This is a genomic window from Vibrio sinus (assembly GCF_023634645.1).
Taxonomy (GTDB): Bacteria; Pseudomonadota; Gammaproteobacteria; order Enterobacterales; family Vibrionaceae; genus Vibrio; species Vibrio sinus.
Window position 1 is genome coordinate 161,811 of record NZ_JAMKMR010000010.1, and the last position, 16,136, is coordinate 177,946.

Annotated in this window: 11 protein-coding genes, 2 tRNA genes and 1 pseudogene; 6 read left to right on the plus strand and 8 right to left on the minus strand. The window is 44.7% G+C overall.

Annotated features, from left to right (window positions below; all coding sequences use genetic code 11):
• The first annotated feature begins 52 nt into the window (after positions 1–52).
• A complete protein-coding gene (ppk1, locus tag M9194_RS12450) occupies positions 53–2,155 on the plus strand; it encodes a polyphosphate kinase 1 (protein ID WP_250612972.1) in 2,103 nt (700 codons plus the stop codon).
• Positions 2,139–3,638, plus strand: coding sequence for an exopolyphosphatase (gene ppx, locus M9194_RS12455; RefSeq protein WP_250612973.1), 1,500 nt, complete (start codon positions 2,139–2,141; stop codon positions 3,636–3,638). The genes ppk1 and ppx overlap by 17 nt, the downstream gene beginning before the upstream one ends.
• Before the next feature lie 92 nt (positions 3,639–3,730).
• Here ppx and M9194_RS12460 read toward each other — a convergent pair whose 3' ends face one another.
• From M9194_RS12460 to phoB, 5 genes and pseudogenes are all read right to left on the minus strand, one after another.
• Positions 3,731–4,267: a DUF2165 family protein gene (locus M9194_RS12460; protein WP_250612974.1), complete on the minus strand. Its 537-nt coding sequence runs from the start codon at positions 4,265–4,267 to the stop codon at positions 3,731–3,733.
• 156 nt (positions 4,268–4,423) lie between these two features.
• A pseudogene (locus tag M9194_RS21710) lies at positions 4,424–7,495 on the minus strand (methyl-accepting chemotaxis protein); the annotation flags it as partial.
• Between the two features lie 282 nt (positions 7,496–7,777).
• Positions 7,778–8,749, minus strand: coding sequence for a PstS family phosphate ABC transporter substrate-binding protein (locus M9194_RS12475; protein WP_250612975.1), 972 nt, complete (start codon positions 8,747–8,749; stop codon positions 7,778–7,780).
• The gene (gene phoR / locus M9194_RS12480) at positions 8,749–10,050 is read right to left on the minus strand and encodes a phosphate regulon sensor histidine kinase PhoR (protein ID WP_250612976.1); all 1,302 of its coding nucleotides are present in this window, start codon (positions 10,048–10,050) and stop codon (positions 8,749–8,751) included. The genes M9194_RS12475 and phoR overlap by 1 nt, the downstream gene beginning before the upstream one ends.
• A 21-nt stretch (positions 10,051–10,071) precedes the next feature.
• Positions 10,072–10,761: a phosphate regulon transcriptional regulator PhoB gene (phoB, locus tag M9194_RS12485; protein ID WP_250612977.1), complete on the minus strand. Its 690-nt coding sequence runs from the start codon at positions 10,759–10,761 to the stop codon at positions 10,072–10,074.
• A gap of 217 nt (positions 10,762–10,978) precedes the next feature.
• On the opposite strand from phoB, the gene rdgC reads away from it, so the two are divergent.
• The 3 genes from rdgC to M9194_RS12500 all read left to right on the plus strand — a co-directional run bounded on the left by rdgC (position 10,979) and on the right by M9194_RS12500 (position 13,647).
• Positions 10,979–11,890 carry a recombination-associated protein RdgC gene (rdgC, locus tag M9194_RS12490; protein ID WP_250612978.1) on the plus strand — a complete coding sequence of 304 codons (912 nt, stop codon included), beginning with the start codon at positions 10,979–10,981 and terminating at the stop codon, positions 11,888–11,890.
• Between the two features lie 99 nt (positions 11,891–11,989).
• The gene (gene trhP, locus M9194_RS12495; RefSeq protein WP_250612979.1) at positions 11,990–13,390 is read left to right on the plus strand and encodes a prephenate-dependent tRNA uridine(34) hydroxylase TrhP; all 1,401 of its coding nucleotides are present in this window, start codon (positions 11,990–11,992) and stop codon (positions 13,388–13,390) included.
• A gap of 2 nt (positions 13,391–13,392) precedes the next feature.
• The gene (locus tag M9194_RS12500) at positions 13,393–13,647 is read left to right on the plus strand and encodes a YfhL family 4Fe-4S dicluster ferredoxin (RefSeq protein WP_250612980.1); all 255 of its coding nucleotides are present in this window, start codon (positions 13,393–13,395) and stop codon (positions 13,645–13,647) included.
• A gap of 40 nt (positions 13,648–13,687) precedes the next feature.
• Here M9194_RS12500 and mepA read toward each other — a convergent pair whose 3' ends face one another.
• Positions 13,688–14,509 (minus strand): penicillin-insensitive murein endopeptidase, encoded by an 822-nt coding sequence (gene mepA, locus M9194_RS12505; protein ID WP_250612981.1) that lies wholly within the window; start codon positions 14,507–14,509, stop codon positions 13,688–13,690.
• A gap of 275 nt (positions 14,510–14,784) precedes the next feature.
• Between mepA and M9194_RS12510 the strand changes: the two genes are divergently transcribed.
• Entirely contained in the window at positions 14,785–15,144 is a 360-nt protein-coding gene (locus M9194_RS12510) for a SadB/YajI family lipoprotein (RefSeq protein WP_250612982.1), read from the plus strand.
• 670 nt (positions 15,145–15,814) lie between these two features.
• Here M9194_RS12510 and M9194_RS12515 read toward each other — a convergent pair.
• Together M9194_RS12515 and M9194_RS12520 are read right to left on the minus strand one after the other, a co-directional pair.
• A tRNA-Trp gene (locus M9194_RS12515) sits at positions 15,815–15,891 on the minus strand.
• 48 nt (positions 15,892–15,939) lie between these two features.
• Positions 15,940–16,016: transfer RNA gene (locus tag M9194_RS12520), tRNA-Asp, on the minus strand.
• Positions 16,017–16,136: the final 120 nt, after the last annotated feature.

Genomic DNA, 16,136 nt, shown 5'->3' on the forward strand with positions numbered 1-16,136 from the left:
AAACATAATATTTGAGTTTTATAATCGCCCGATTTGAGTTGGTATTGATAGAATGAACACCGAAAAGCTATACGTTGAGAAAGAGTTGAGCTGGCTTTCGTTTAACGAAAGAGTGCTCCAAGAGGCGGCTGATACTAGTGTCCCTCTAATAGAAAGAATTCGTTTTTTAGGGATATTTTCCAATAACTTAGATGAATTCTATAAGGTTCGATTCTCCGACGTTAAACGCCGTATACTCATCAACCGAGAAACGGGCGGCAGTGATAATGCCAAACACTTACTCACCAAAATGCAAAATCGAGCCACAAAGCTAAATCAATATTTTGATGAGGTATACAGTGACTTATTGACCGAAATGGCGCGGCGTAAAATATTTCTGGTCAATGAATACCAACTTTCCGACGCTCAACTTGAATGGGTAAAAAGCTACTTCAACAGGAAAGTGTTACCAAATGTAACCCCACTATTGGTCACTGAAAAGTTTGACATGCTTTACTCATTAAAGGATGAACACGCCTATATTGCGGTTGAACTGAAAAAAGATCAGCAATCCCAATACGCCCTGCTGCAAATCCCTTCCAATAGCCTTCCTAGATTCGTATTAGTGCCTGAGTCAAAAGGAGATCGTAGAAAAACCATCATCCTATTAGATAACATTATTCGCGCTTGTCTCGACGATATATTTCGTGGCTTTTTTGATTACGACGAACTCAATGGGTACGCCATCAAGTTAACGCGCGATGCGGAATATGACTTAGGTTATGAAGTGGAGCACAGCCTACTTGAGCAAATGTCTGAGGGCCTAAACCAGCGCCTGACCGCAATGCCCGTTAGATTCGTTTATGAGCGAGACATGCCGGAAGAGATGTTAACCTTCCTGTGTGAAAAGCTGGATATTTCTCACTACGATAGCCTGATCCCAGGCGGACGATACCACAACTTCAGAAACTTTATCGACTTTCCAAATGTCGGGCGTAAATACCTAGAAAACCCTTACCTATCTCCAATTCATTGCGCTGATTTTGAAGAATATGGCAACAAGTTTGACGCAATTCGCGCGCAAGATATTTTACTCTATTACCCTTACCATACCTTTGACCACATCAATGAGCTGGTTCGACAAGCTTCGTTCGATCCAAAAGTATTGAGCATTAAAATTAATATTTACCGAGTGGCAAAAAACTCTCGCTTGATGCGTTCATTGATCGATGCCGTCCATAATGGCAAAGGGGTAACCGTTGTGGTTGAGCTGCAAGCTCGATTTGATGAAGAAGCGAATATAGAGTGGTCCAAACTGCTTACCGACGCTGGCGTGCAGGTCATTTTTGGTGTGCCGAGTTTAAAAATTCACTCTAAGCTTTTGCTCATCTCCCGCAGAGAAGAAGGAGACATCGTTCGCTACGCACATATAGGCACAGGCAACTTTCACGAGAAAACCGCTCGAGTGTACACTGACTTTTCACTACTCACCGCAGATCCAGTGATCACCAATGAAGTGCGAGATGTCTTTGTCTATATTGAAAACCCTTATTTACCGGTTAAGTTCAATCACTTGATTGTCTCGCCGCGCAACTCTAGAAAGCGTTTATATCAGCTAATCGACAGAGAAATCATTAATGCCAAATTAGGTAAGCGAGCTTCCATCACCTTGAAAGTGAATAACCTAGTTGATAAAGGCTTAGTGAATCGGCTCTATAAAGCCAGCGGAGCTGGAGTACAAATAAAGATGATTATTCGCGGCATGTGCTCTTTAGTGCCAGGACTAGAAGGCATCAGTGACAATATCACCATCATCAGTATCGTAGACCGCTTCTTAGAGCACCCCAGAGTCATCGTGACCCATAACGATGGCGATCCATTGGTGTATATCTCTTCTGCTGACTGGATGACACGAAACATCGACCATCGTATCGAAGTCGCGACGCCAGTTCGCTCCCCACGTCTTAAAAAGCGTATCATGGATATCCTTGACATCCACTTTACCGATACGGTAAAAGCCCGCTGGATAGACAAAACGATGAGCAATAGTTACGTACCGCGCGGAAACAAGAAAAAAGTGCGCTCACAGATTGCCATTTATGACTATCTTAAACGTATAGAGCGACAAACTAGAAAAAACATAAAGATAAAGCAGGAAAATGAACCAACGAACTGATATTCGTGACATCGCTGCCATTGACCTTGGCTCCAACAGTTTTCACATGGTAGTGGCGAAAGTCGTCAACCAAGATTTGCAGTTAGTCAGCAAGCACAAGCAAAGAGTGCGGCTCGCATCCGGTCTAGATAGTCTATATAACCTTGACCACGCCTCTATGGCTCGAGGACTAGAATGCCTAGAAATGTTCGCAGAGCGGCTCAGCGGTTTTGATGAAATGAACGTGCGAATTGCGGGAACACACACCTTACGCCAAGCCAATAATGCCCATCTATTTTTGCAACGAGCCCGTGAAGTGATTCCTTTCCCAATTGAGATCATTCCCGGCCAGGAAGAAGCTCGCCTCATCTATCAGGGCGTCGCGCACACTCAAGCCGACTCTGGTTCAAAACTGGTCATTGATATTGGCGGCGGTAGCACCGAGATGATCATCGGCAGTGGCTTTGAACCCACTTTACTAACTAGTAAACGCATGGGTTGTGTCAGCTATACCGAGCACTACTTTAAGAATGGCAAGTTATCGAAAAAGAACTTCGCCAAAGCCATATTGTCCGCAGAGCAAAAGCTAGAGTCCATCGCATCCAAGTACAAAAAAACAGGCTGGGATATGACATTTGGCTCGTCAGGGACCATTAAAGCTGTACGAGAAGTACTTATCGAAATTGGTTACGAAGACGGGATCATTACGCTCAAACGAGTAGAAAAACTCATCGAACGTTTGTGTGAATGGAATAACATCGAACAAATCAAGCTTGAAGGCTTAGTGCTTGAGAGAAAACCTGTTTTTGCTGCAGGCGTCGCCATTTTGTTTGCGATATTAAAAGATCTTAAAATTTCTCAGCTCCACTACTCAGAAGGCGCGTTACGAGAAGGACTGCTCTATGAAATGGAAGATCGCTTTAAGCGTTCTGACATCCGTATGCGTACGACAGAAAACCTTGCTGCAAAACACTTTGTCGACCTCGAACATGCTGAAAAAGTAAAGCATCAAGCCGTTGCTTTTCTTCAACAAGTTTCGCGTAATCTAGGTTTAAAGCAAGACAGCGAACTGTTTGACTTACTTGAGTGGAGCGCCCTGCTGCATGAAGTCGGCCTAAGCATCAGCTTACAAGGCTTTCATAAACATTCCGCCTATATTTTGCGCCATACCAACATGCCGGGCTTTAACCAAGAGCAGCAACGTGTCTTAGCCACATTAGCTAGATTTCAACGTAAAGCTCTTAAACTGCAAGAACTGGAAGAATTTAGCCTTTTCAAACAAAAACACATCTTAGGACTCATCAAAGTATTACGGCTAGCTATCATCGCCAACGGACCTAGAAATGATGAAGTACCGGTCGAATTCAAGCTTGAGTGCGACGAAGAGCATTGGACGCTGAGCAGCACCAATCCAAATTGGCCTGAAGAAAACAAACTGCTGTTTGCCGACCTGAGCACAGAGCAAGAATACTGGAGCAGTGCTGGCTGGTCCTTACGCTTTTGAGCTTGCCTTTATAAAACCAAGTGACTTGCAGAGAAGCTCTACCTAGGCTCTATTTTCAATAGAGCCTGACTTTACTTTAGAGCTCATTACTATCAGTTACGCAAACCATTATGGTCGCTCGGTGAGCTAGATTCTGCAAGATGAACATAGGCCATACTAATCAAAATAAATATCGCGAACGTGTAGGCTTTAGACTGCCCATTCCACTTATTTGCCCACATAGAGAACCATTCACCGCCAATGACCGCAAAACCAAAATACCACACCATTAACGCGATAGTGCCACCTAAAATATACAGTACCTTACCTTTTAAGAACCGCTCTCCATTGGATATGCCCAGCAGCATACATAGGCCACCAGCAAGCGCCAATAGCCCTGATAAACCTTCACCAATAATAATCATCCAATAGCCAATGAGATGATAGGTCGGGTTGGTGATCGCTCGCTCAAGTAATGGACCTCCATGGAAAAACGGCTTCATCGTATCCATAGACAACACATGTTGGACAAACTGATAGTTGGAATTAAAGTCGATCATGTTATCTATCGATACCAATAAGCACATAATACCCACCGCACTCGCAAGCATACCTTTTGAAAGCCGCGTCGCCATCGTCATGTTTAACATCAAATATTCCTAGTCTAAGTAAGTAAATTTACGCCTGGCGCATATTACTAGAAAATGCCGATAGTCAACTAGGCTTATATAAAAGGAAGTAGGCATATTTTTCTCAAAAAAACAGGTGCCGACTGGCACCTGATTATTGTTGAGCTACTGTGTAACTTAATCTTGATCCATCGAGAAATATTGTAGTGTCTCGGTCATCCCTTGTGCTTGCTGAGCCATTCGTTGACTCATAGTCGATACTTTTTCAACCAGTAGCGCATTTTGTTGCGTCATTTCATCCATTTGAGAGACCGCTTGAGTGACCTGCTCAATGCCCAATGTTTGCTGCGAAGAAGACTCGGTGATTTCCCCAATCATTTGCTTCACCTGGCGAACCGAGCCGACAATTTCTTCTAACGTTTCCCCTGATTGATTAACCAATTGGCTGCCGTTTTCTATTTTTTCCACGCTGTCTTTGATTAGCGCCTTAATTTCTTTTGCCGCTGATGCCGAGCGCTGGGCTAGATTTCGCACTTCCGCCGCAACCACGGAAAAGCCCCGTCCCTGCTCGCCCGCTCTGGCGGCTTCTACCGCGGCGTTTAATGCCAGCAAATTAGTTTGGAAAGCAATCTCGTCTATGACACCGATAATATCGTTGATCTTCTTACTCGACTCGTTGATTTGCTGCATACTATTAATGGCTTGCTCAACGACTTCCCCACCTCTAACGGCTTTAGATTGAGCCTCATTGGCCATTGTGTTGGCTTCTCGAGCATTGTCGGCGTTTTGCCTCACCGTTGCCGTCATTTCTTCCATACTGGCTGCGGTTTCTTCCAAAGAAGAAGCCTGAGTCTCGGTACGCTCACTGAGTTCATTATTACCACGAACAATTTCGTCGGATGCCATTTTAACGTCTGTAGACGCTCGGCTAACCGAACTGACCACATTTCTTAACTCGCCAACCATGTTATTGATGGCATCTTTAAGTGAAAGAAATTGCTCATCCAAATCAACACGGATCTCAGAATTCAGATTCCCCTTCTCCAGTTTCAGAAGTGACTGTTTGACTTCTTCTACCGCTCTGACACGTCCTGTCACTTCGGTCGCAAACTTAACCACTTTGAATGGGTGACCGTTTACGTCGAGAATCGGGTTATAGGTCGCCTGAATCCAGATCTCTTTTCCACCTTTGCCGACACGTTTAAATTCTCCAGCGATAAACTCACCACGATTTAATTGTTGCCAAAACTGCTCATACTCAGGGCTATTCGCTAAGCTCTTTTCGGCAAACATTTTATGGTGTTGGCCCTGAATCTCACTCAGTTCATACCCCATGGTGCGACAGAAGTTATCATTAGCGGTAATAATCGTGCCATTCATCTCAAACTCTATCACCGCCTGAGCTTTCCCCACTGCCTCTATTTGGCCCTGAAAATCAGCATTTTTGATTTTCTGCTCGGTAATGTCCGTGGCAAATTTCACAACCTTGAACGGCTTACCATTTATGTCAAAAATCGGGTTATACGTGGCCTGTATCCAGATTTCTTTCCCGCCCTTACCCACGCGCTTAAACTCACCAGCAATGAACTCTCCTCGGCCGAGTTTTTGCCAGAACTGTTGATATTCAGGGCTAGAGGCCAAACTCGATTCAGCAAACATGCGGTGGTGTTGGCCTTGGATCTCATCCAACCCATATCCCATGGTTTGACAAAAGTTATCGTTGGCGGTGATGATGGTGCCGTCCATATTAAACTCAATCACAGCTTGCGCTTTGCCTACCGCTTCAATTTGCCCTTGGTAGTCCGCATTTTTCATTTTCTGCGCAGTGATGTCGGATGCGTATTTCACCACTTTGAACGGTTTACCATTCAAATCCATAATCGGGTTGTACGTGGCTTGAATCCAAACGTCCTTGCCATGTTTACCCACTCGCTGAAATTCTCCCGAGATAAACTCCCCTCTATTGAGCTTTTGCCAAAACAGTTGATATTCGACACTTGAAGCTAATTCTGGGCTGGCAAACATACGGTGGTGTTGGCCTTGAATTTCATCTAAAGCATATCCCATGGCATGACAAAAATTGTCGTTGGCGGTAATGATGGTGCCATCCATATTGAACTCAATCACCGCTTGCGCTTTACCTACCGCTTCTATCTGCCCTTGGTAATCGGCTTGTTTAATTTTTTGTGCGGTGATGTCTGACGCGTACTTCACCACTTTGAAAGGTTTACCACTCATATCGAGGATCGGGTTATAGGTCGCTTGGATCCATACTTCCTTACCATGCTTACCCACTCGCTTGAACTCGCCAGAAATGAACTCTCCCTCATTGAGCTTTTGCCAAAACTGTTTGTACTCTGGGCTAGACGCTAAGCTCGACTCAGCAAACATTTTATGATGTTTACCCTGGATCTCTTCAAGTGAGTACCCCATGGCGTTACAAAAGTTTTCATTGGCGGTAATAATAGTGCCGTCCATATTGAACTCAATCACAGCTTGAGACTTACCCACCGCTTTTATCTGGCCACGATAGTTGGCATCTGCGAGCTTTTTCTTAGTGATATCAGAGGCGTATTTCACCACTTTAAATGGTTTGCCGTTTAAATCAAAAATAGGGTTGTAAGACGCTTGAATCCAAATTTCTTTTCCGTGCTTACCCACTCGCTTGAACTCACCAGAAAAGAATTCCCCTTGATTTAGCCTTTGCCAAAATTGCGCGTATTCTGGGCTCGATGCCAGACTTGGCTCCGCAAACATGCGGTGGTGCTGGCCCTGTATTTCACTTAGCTGATAGCCCATGGCATGACAAAAGTTATCGTTGGCAGTAATAATGGTGCCGTCCATATTGAACTCAATGACCGCTTGAGACTTGCCCACTGCTTCAATCTGCCCTTGGTAGTCTGCATTTTGCAGCTTTTGCTGCGTGATATCAGAAGCAAACTTGACCACTTTATAGGGTTTACCGCTTCTATCTAGAATGGGGTTATAGGAAGCATGAATCCATACATCTTTCCCCCCTTTTCCCACCCGACGAAACTCTCCGGTAAAAAACTCACCTGCATTTAAACGCTGCCAAAACTGTTGATACTCAGGGCTTCTTGCATAATCAGGCTCAGCAAACATGCTGTGATGTTTACCTTTAATTTCTTCTAGCGAGTACCCCATGGCATGACAAAAATTATCGTTTGCCGTAATGATGGTGCCATCCATGTTGAACTCGATAACCGCTTGGACCTTATTCACCGCCGCGAGAATCGCTTTATGTTCCATCGACTCTTGGCTAGGTTCGGAGAACGATATTTTGTGTTCCGACAATACCGGTGATGCCGATTCGCCATGCAAACTTTTGCTACGGCCCCCTAACAAACCGAATAGACTGAGTCCCATGTCCTTCCTCCACGTATCCAAGCGTTGGCTAATAAAATAGTTTTCTAGTTCTTGGGCGTGCTGGCGTTTTGAGGTTAACGCGCCCTAGTAGAGTATAGGACGGAAGGTTTTACTTCGCGAAAGTAGACAGAAATTGGAGTGAATTTAAGGCTTGGGTATGATGCCCACTTTAGCGAGCTGAGCCTGAGCAATATGCTCTGATACCGGCACATAGCCATCTTTATCTACCAAACTCTGACCTTGTTTCGAGTAGATAAAAAGCAAAAACTGGCGCACCAATTTAGGCAAGGGCTTGTCTGGTGCTTTATTGACGTAAACAAACAGATAACGAGAAAGAGGATACTCCCCTGATAAGATATGTTGCTGAGTTGGACTAATAAAATTCTGGCCTGAGCGGGCGATGGGTAACATTCTCACTCCCGCTGAACGATACCCCACACCAGAGTAGCCAATAGTATTGATCGCAGACGCTACCGATTGAATCACCGATGACGAACCAGGTAACGCATTCACCCTGCTTTTATAATCGCCGCCACATAAGGCATGATCCTTAAAGTAACCATAGGTGCCTGACGCGGAGTTTCGGCCAAATAACTGAATGCTTCTTTTCGCCCATTGGTAACTTAATCCTAATTGCGACCAAGTGGTGATGGGTTTCTTCGCGCCACACCTTAATGTCGCCGAATAAATACTATCGAGTTGTGAAATGGTGAGGCCTTGGATGGGGTTATCACGATTGATGTATATACCAATCGCATCAATCGCTACTTTAAGCTGGGTAGGTTTATAACCATAGTGAGCAACAAAGGCATCAATTTCCCTTTGTCTCATTGGGCGACTCATTGGGCCAATTTGCGCGGTACCTTCAGTCAGAGCAGGCGGAGCCGTGGCAGAGCCTGACGCTTGAACTTGAATCGTCACTCCAGGGTAAAGGTGATTAAACTCTTCAACCCAAAGCGTCATCATTCCAGAGAGCGTATCCGACCCTACCGATGAAATATTGCCATAGATATCAGGCTGTTTTTGATAGTTAGCGAGAGACTCAGCACTGGCACGCCAGCTTATACCAAGCGATACAACGATAATACTTGCAATCACTAACCAAAGTTGTCTCATTAACGGTCCGCTATCAATCGATTTGGTAACACAAAAGAAAATTTACTGCCAATACCCAGCTCACTGTAGATCTCTAAATGCGAGTCGTGATGGTTCAGTGCATGTTTCACGATCGCCAGTCCAAGACCACTGCCACCGGTGTCCCTAGAGCGTGCTTTATCCACACGGTAGAAACGCTCTGTCAATCTAGGTAAGTGTTGTGGCTCTATACCTTCGCCACCATCTGCAACTTCCAATAAGGCACCCTGGGCTGTGCGGCACCATTTGACATTAATTTCCGCACCGGCTGGGGTGTACTTCACCGCATTATAAACCAAATTTGAAATAGCGCTGCGCAACTGATCCTGATCGCCCAGTACGGACAAAGACTTATCAATATCAAAAAACAGCTTGTGCTCCATTTCGCCACTCAAGCTTGTGGCTTCTTTTTCAAGCACTTCTAACATGGCGGGGACATTGACCACATCTTCAAGTTCATGTATTGGTGACGCTTCTATTTTGGACAAGGTGAGTAGCTGGTCAACTAGGCTACTCATGCGATTTAATTGAGCCGTCATGACGCCATGGGCTTTTTCCCACATCGGCCCGACCAACATATCCGGGTCCTCGGTCATCTCAAGATACCCTCTCAGCACCGTCATCGGGGTACGCAACTCATGAGATACATTGGCAAAGAAGTTGCGTCGCATACCTTCGAGCTGATTAAGCTGAGTCACATCACGCACCACCATCAAGTGCTCACCTTCGGTATACGGCACGATACGCATTTCCAGCACTCTTTCCACATTCAATGGCGAACGCATTTCCAATGGCTCAGAAAAGTCATTTTTGTTGAGGTATTTAATAAAATCAGGCGTGCGAATCAGGTTTGAAATGGGTTGGCCTGAATCTTCGGGCCAGCGGAAGCCAAGTGTGGCTTGCGCGAGTTTATTGCACCAGACAATATTGCCTTCACTACGAAAAACAACCACGGCATCGGGTAAAGATTCTGCGCCGTTTCTAAATCGACGAATCAGGTTTGTTAGCTCTTTTCTTTTTCGTCTTTGTCTTTGTTGAAGCCGATAAATGCCATTGAAGATAGATTCCCAATCGCCCGTCCCTGAAGGCGGAGCAAGTCTTTTCTCATCCCACAACCAAGTCGATAACCTCATTTGGTTAAACAGATGCCAACAGAGCTGCAATACCGTTGCCGCCAACAGTAACCAAGCCATATGGCCGAAAAACCAGCCTATCACAACCCAAGGCGCGTAAAAAAAAGCCAGCCCCCAAGCCAGCTTTTTCCAGGTTAACCTTGCAACCATTCGTAACCTCTTAAAAAATCCTCAAGCTTTAACAGAGAAGCGATAGCCTGCGCCCCTAACCGTTTGAATAAGCTTATCATGACCGGCGTATTCTAATGCTTTGCGTAAACGACGGATATGAACGTCTACGGTTCGGTCTTCAACGTATACGTTAGTACCCCAGATATTGTTTAACAATTGCTCGCGGCTATAAACGCGTTCTTGATGTGTCATAAAGAAATGCAGCATCTTGAACTCTGTGGGTCCCATATCCAGAGGCTGATCATCGGCAGTAACACGATGCGAAACAGGATCAAGGGTTAGGCCTTTCACATTGATAACATCTTCCAATGCAGTCGGTGTCACCCGGCGAATGACGGCCTTCAATCTGGCGACGAGCTCTTTCGGTGAGAAGGGCTTGGTGATGTAATCATCAGCACCAACTTCAAGGCCACGCACCTTGTCTTCTTCTTCTCCCCGAGCTGTCAGCATTACAACAGGGATATTACGCGTCAGCTCTTCACGCTTCATGTGTTTGATAAAATTGATACCGCTACCGCCTGGTAGCATCCAATCCAGCAAGACTAGATCTGGGAAGGGTTCAGCAAGTTTAGTGACGGCAGTGTCATAATCTTCCGCTTCTACGGCTTGATAACCTTTCTGCTCAAGAACGAAACACAGCATTTCACGAATTGGGGCTTCGTCTTCAACAACTAGAATCCTTCGAGACATAAATGAGTAACCTTTATGGGAATTAAGTTCAAACTAGGCTCTGGCCTTTTCGACGTCTAGCATTATCACTAGTAATTATGACACTTTTGTGACTATTGAAAACAAATTTTAATATAAGTTTCTTTTCTGTTTCATGGTCATATTTTGATTTTAAGATAAGACATTGAGAACAAAATTTTCTATGATTGCGCTCTAATATAAGGCTAATGAGTGAAATATGTGGTTTAAAAATTGTCTGGTTTATCGTTTTAACCGAGAAATAGAGTTCAATGCTGAACAATTAGAAAAGCAGCTGATCGAATTCAAATTTTCACCTTGTGGCAGTCAAGACAAACAAAAGTTCGGCTGGACCTCTGCCATGGGTAAGCATGGAGATATGATGACTCACGTCTCCGAAGGCAACATATTGGTCTGCGCTAAGAAAGAAGAAAAAATGCTACCTGCATCGGTAATCAACGAAGCATTGCATTCAAAAATTGAATCCATGGAAGCACAAGAAGGACGTCCACTAAAGAAAAAGGAAAAAGAAAACATCAAAGATGACATCATCGTCGATTTGTTGCCAAGAGCATTCAGTCGCAGTCATCTTACTTATTTGCTTATCCTACCAAAAGAGCAGCTTATTTTAGTTGACGCGAGTAGCTACAAAAAAGCAGAAGATGCATTGGCGTTACTCAGAAAAACCATCGGCAGCTTGCCTGTTGTCCCCGCGATTCCTGACAAAGCTATTGATTCAACGCTAACTGAATGGGTGAAATCAGGCGATACTCCGGCGGGTTTTTCCCTGCTAGATGAAGCCGAATTGAAATCGGTTCAGGAAGATGGTGGGATCATCCGCTGCAAGAACCAAGAGCTGTCATCTGATGAGATCCATAATCATATTGAAGCAAATAAAGTGGTCACCAAACTGTCGTTAAATTGGCAGTCACGTATTGATTTCGTTCTGGCTGAAGATGGTGCGATTAAAAGGCTCAAGTACTCAGATGAGCTAAAAGATCACAATGAAGATATTCCAAGAGAAGATCCTGCTGCGCGCTTTGACGCCGATTTCTCGCTATTGTGTGGTGAATTTAGTGCTTTCCTGCCCAATCTATATAGCGAACTCGGTGGCTTTTCCAACCAAGCATAAAACTCTAGGCAATTAGTACATTTTCACGTAAAATTTGCGCCCTCCAGTGCCATGTGGTGGTGCTGGCCTGACTTGAAATCAGAACTAGAGAACAGAGTAATGACAATTCAAAGCAAATTTGTGCCAGAGCTATTATCGCCAGCTGGTAGCCTTAAGAACATGCGTTACGCTTTTGCCTACGGTGCAGACGCCGTTTACGCAGGCCAGCCAAGGTACAGCCTTCGCGTTCGTAACAACGAGTTTAATCATGAGAACCTTCAAATTGGTATCGATGAAGCTCATGCCCAAGGCAAGAAGTTTTATGTGGTCTGTAACATTCAACCACATAACTCAAAGCTAAAAACCTTCATCCGTGATTTAAAGCCTATTGTAGACATGGGTCCAGATGCGTTAATCATGTCTGATCCTGGATTGATCATGATGGTACGTGAAGCTTTCCCTGATGTCGCCATTCACCTTTCCGTACAGGCTAATGCTGTTAACTGGGCGACCGTCAAATTCTGGTCTACTCAAGGTGTTGAACGCGTCATCTTGTCTCGAGAATTGTCATTAGAAGAAATCGAAGAAATCAGAGAGCAATGCCCCGAAACAGAGATTGAAATTTTTGTTCACGGTGCACTATGCATGGCCTACTCTGGTCGTTGTCTACTATCAGGCTACATCAACAAGCGTGATCCCAACCAAGGCACATGTACCAATGCATGCCGTTGGGAATACAAAGTTGAACAAGCAAAAGAAGATGATGCTGGCCAACTGGTCGAAAAATTTGACCCCGCAGAAGCTCAAGCTATCGAAGTGCAAGAAGAGCGCGCGGACAATACGCTCGGTTTAGGTAAACCAACGGATGAAGTTGTTTTGCTATCAGAAGCTCACCGCCCTGAAGAGAAAATGGCCGCTTACGAAGACGAGCACGGCACTTACATCATGAACTCGAAAGATCTTCGTGCTGTTCAACACGTCGAGCGCCTTACCAAAATGGGTGTCCATTCTCTTAAAATTGAAGGCCGTACCAAGTCTTTCTACTACTGCGCGCGCACCGCTCAAGTCTACCGTAAAGCAATCGATGATGCTGTCGCAGGGAAACCATTTGACGAAGGCTTGCTAAGTACATTAGAAAGCCTTGCTCATCGTGGTTATACAGAGGGCTTCTTGCGCCGCCATACCCATGATAACTACCAGAATTATGACTATGGTTATTCCGTTTCAGACATGCAGCAATTTGTTGGTGAGTTTACTGGAAAGCGCCGTGGTGACTTGGCCGAAGTAGAAGTGAAAAACAAGTTTGTTGTTGGCGATAGCCTAGAGCTAATGACGCCAAAGGGTAACGTAGTATTCACTTTAGAAGTCATGGTAAACCGCAAATCAGAATCGATTGATGATGCAAAAGGAAACGGCCACTTTGTGTTTATTCCTGTTCCACAAGACATGGATTTGGAATACGGCCTATTGATGCGTAACTTACAACAAGGACAAGATACACGTAACCCTACGGGTAAATAGTTATGTCTTTGTCGATAACCAGTAAGTGCACAAACTGCGATATGTGTGAGCCTGAGTGCCCAAATAATGCTATCTCCATGGGGGATAGCATTTATGAGATCGACCCAAATCTATGCACTGAGTGTAAAGGGCACTACGATAAGCCGACATGTCAGTCGGTTTGCCCCATTACCAATTGCATTATCACCGATCCGAAGAATATTGAAACGGAAGAAGAACTTTTAGAAAAGTTCGTCATCATTCAAGGACTCGCATAAAAAAAGCTCCTCATGGAGCTTTTTCCTTTCTCCAGTAAGATTAGTTTTCTCTTAACATGGCCAAACACATTTCTGGCGCCACTTTCGGTGATCGATATACTTTTTTGTGCTTATGTTTAGTCTGGTTACTGGGTTTCCAGCTTGCTACCTCAGCCCCACAGCCATCCCCTTCAGGTGGCGCTTTTTGGGAAAAACAATGATAGTCACCTATCGGGCATTTCAATCTCACATGAAAATGAGAGTGGTGCCCCCACCAAGGGCGGACCTTTCTAAGCCACTCTCTATCTGAACTCGATTCAGCTTTACACAGTTTTTCCTTAATCGCAGGGTGTACAAAAATACGAGCCACAGCATCATCGGTTGCCGCTAATTTCAGTACTTCAAAGTGCTCGCTATTCCAATTACTGTTCACTTGGTGACGCTGAATATCAACCACACTTAGTGCCTGGGGAGCTCTAAGCTCCCCTTTTGAAAGTGGCCGTTTAACCATGCGGAACCAAATATCCACATCAAGACCCGTTTGATGGCTCGCATGGCCTGAGGAAAACCGCCCGCCTTGGGGCAATGAAATATCACCGATTAGAAGATGACTATTAAGCTTTTGATAGGACACGAATGACAAATTTCGAACAAAGCGAATGGTATCTTGATGGCCAAAGTATCTCAGCTTCTGGCTACGAAGGACCTGATAACCCACACCTTGTAGCGGTAGCTTAACAGCGCCTGCCAAGCAACCATTTGAATAGCTACCAATAGATTCCGTTGAACGAGCTGACGGTGTCGTTAGCCTTTCCCAAGGTGTAGCCAAAACTGAGATTGGAAATACGATAAGAAAACTACTTACTAGAAACCCTTTTTTCACTGACTGCCTATACGTTTTTTACTTAAGCCTTGTTATAAGCATAGCTACGTAAAAACAGCTTGTAGAAAACCATTTGGGTAATGTGGAGTCAAACAGAAGGCATTGAACTAGAAAATTCAAATTCCCATAACAATATTGGACTCAATACTTACATATTTCGTAACCATTAAATGGTAGGATGCACAATATATACTCAATCTTATACCCGAGTTTCTTGGGTATATAACACTAGCCATTCACTACTCACCATGTAGCGAGTGTTCCGGTAGAACATTATGAAAACGAAATTTTTAGCTTATTCGTTAGCGATTGCATCGACATTATTTAGCTTGTCTGTATTCGCTCAACAACCAGATGAAACTCAACAAATAGCCAACTTAAAAAAACAAGTCCATCACTTAAATCGTGAAGTGAGGGATCTAAACCAGAGAATTGAATTTCTGGAAGCTCAGATCGGCACTAACCAAGTTCATCATTCCGCCTACATCTGTACTATCTCTATATTCGGCAAAACCTATCAAGGTGAATCGTTTAATCATGCGAAAGCAACCTTAGAAGCGATGAACAAATGCCGAGCTAAGAACAACAATATGTTCTGCACTCAAAACACGGTAACGTGCGACAAAATAAGTTAGTTGCTAAATAAAATCGATAGTTAAAAGGCTTTAGCATTGATTGCAAAGCCTTTTTTAATGTCCGGAGTAATGAAGCGACATATACAAAAAAAGCCCCATCCGAAGATAGAGCTTTAGGATTATGGCAGGGGTGGAGAGATACGACCGGGCTGGCGCTCCAGCTCCCAACACATCGCTTTGCAAAAGCGACACATACAAAAAAAGCCCCAGCCGAAGCTAGAGCTTTAAGATTATGGCAGGGGTGGAGAGATTCGACCGGGCTGGCGCTCCAGCTCCCAACACATCGCTTTGCAAAAGCGACACATACAAAAAAGCCCCAGCCGAAGCTAGAGCTTTAAGATTATGGCAGGGGTGGAGAGATTCGACCGGGCTGGCGCTCCAGCTCCCAACACTTCGCTTTGCAAAAGCAACACATACAAAAAAGCCTCAGCCGAAGCTAGAGTTTTAAGATTATGGCAGGGGCGGAGAGATTCGACCGGGCTGGCGCTCCAGCTCCCAACACATCGCTTTGCATAAGCGACACATACAAAAAACCAGCCGAAGATAGAGCTTTAAGATTATGGCAGGGGTGGAGAGATTCGACCGGGCTGGCGCTCCAGCTCCCAACACATCGCTTTGCAAAAGCGACACATATAAAAAACCCCCAGCCGAAGCTAGAGCTTTAGGATTATGGCAGGGGTGGAGAGATTCGAACTCCCAACACGCGGATTTGGAATCCGCTGCTCTGCCAATTGGAGCTACACCCCTAGAATATTCTTTTTATTCTCACTACCCCAAAAGAGATAGCAAAATAAGTGGCGGAGTGGACGGGACTCGAACCCGCGACCCCCGGCGTGACAGGCCGGTATTCTAACCAACTGAACTACCACTCCGCAGCTGAATTTTTCAATCCAAAGTCTTACTTATAACCGCTTTGGATGGCAAATTGCTGTTGTAGCGCTGTCAGATTTTGATTTGAGAAGCGCAGCGTACAAACGTACGTGAGCATCGCG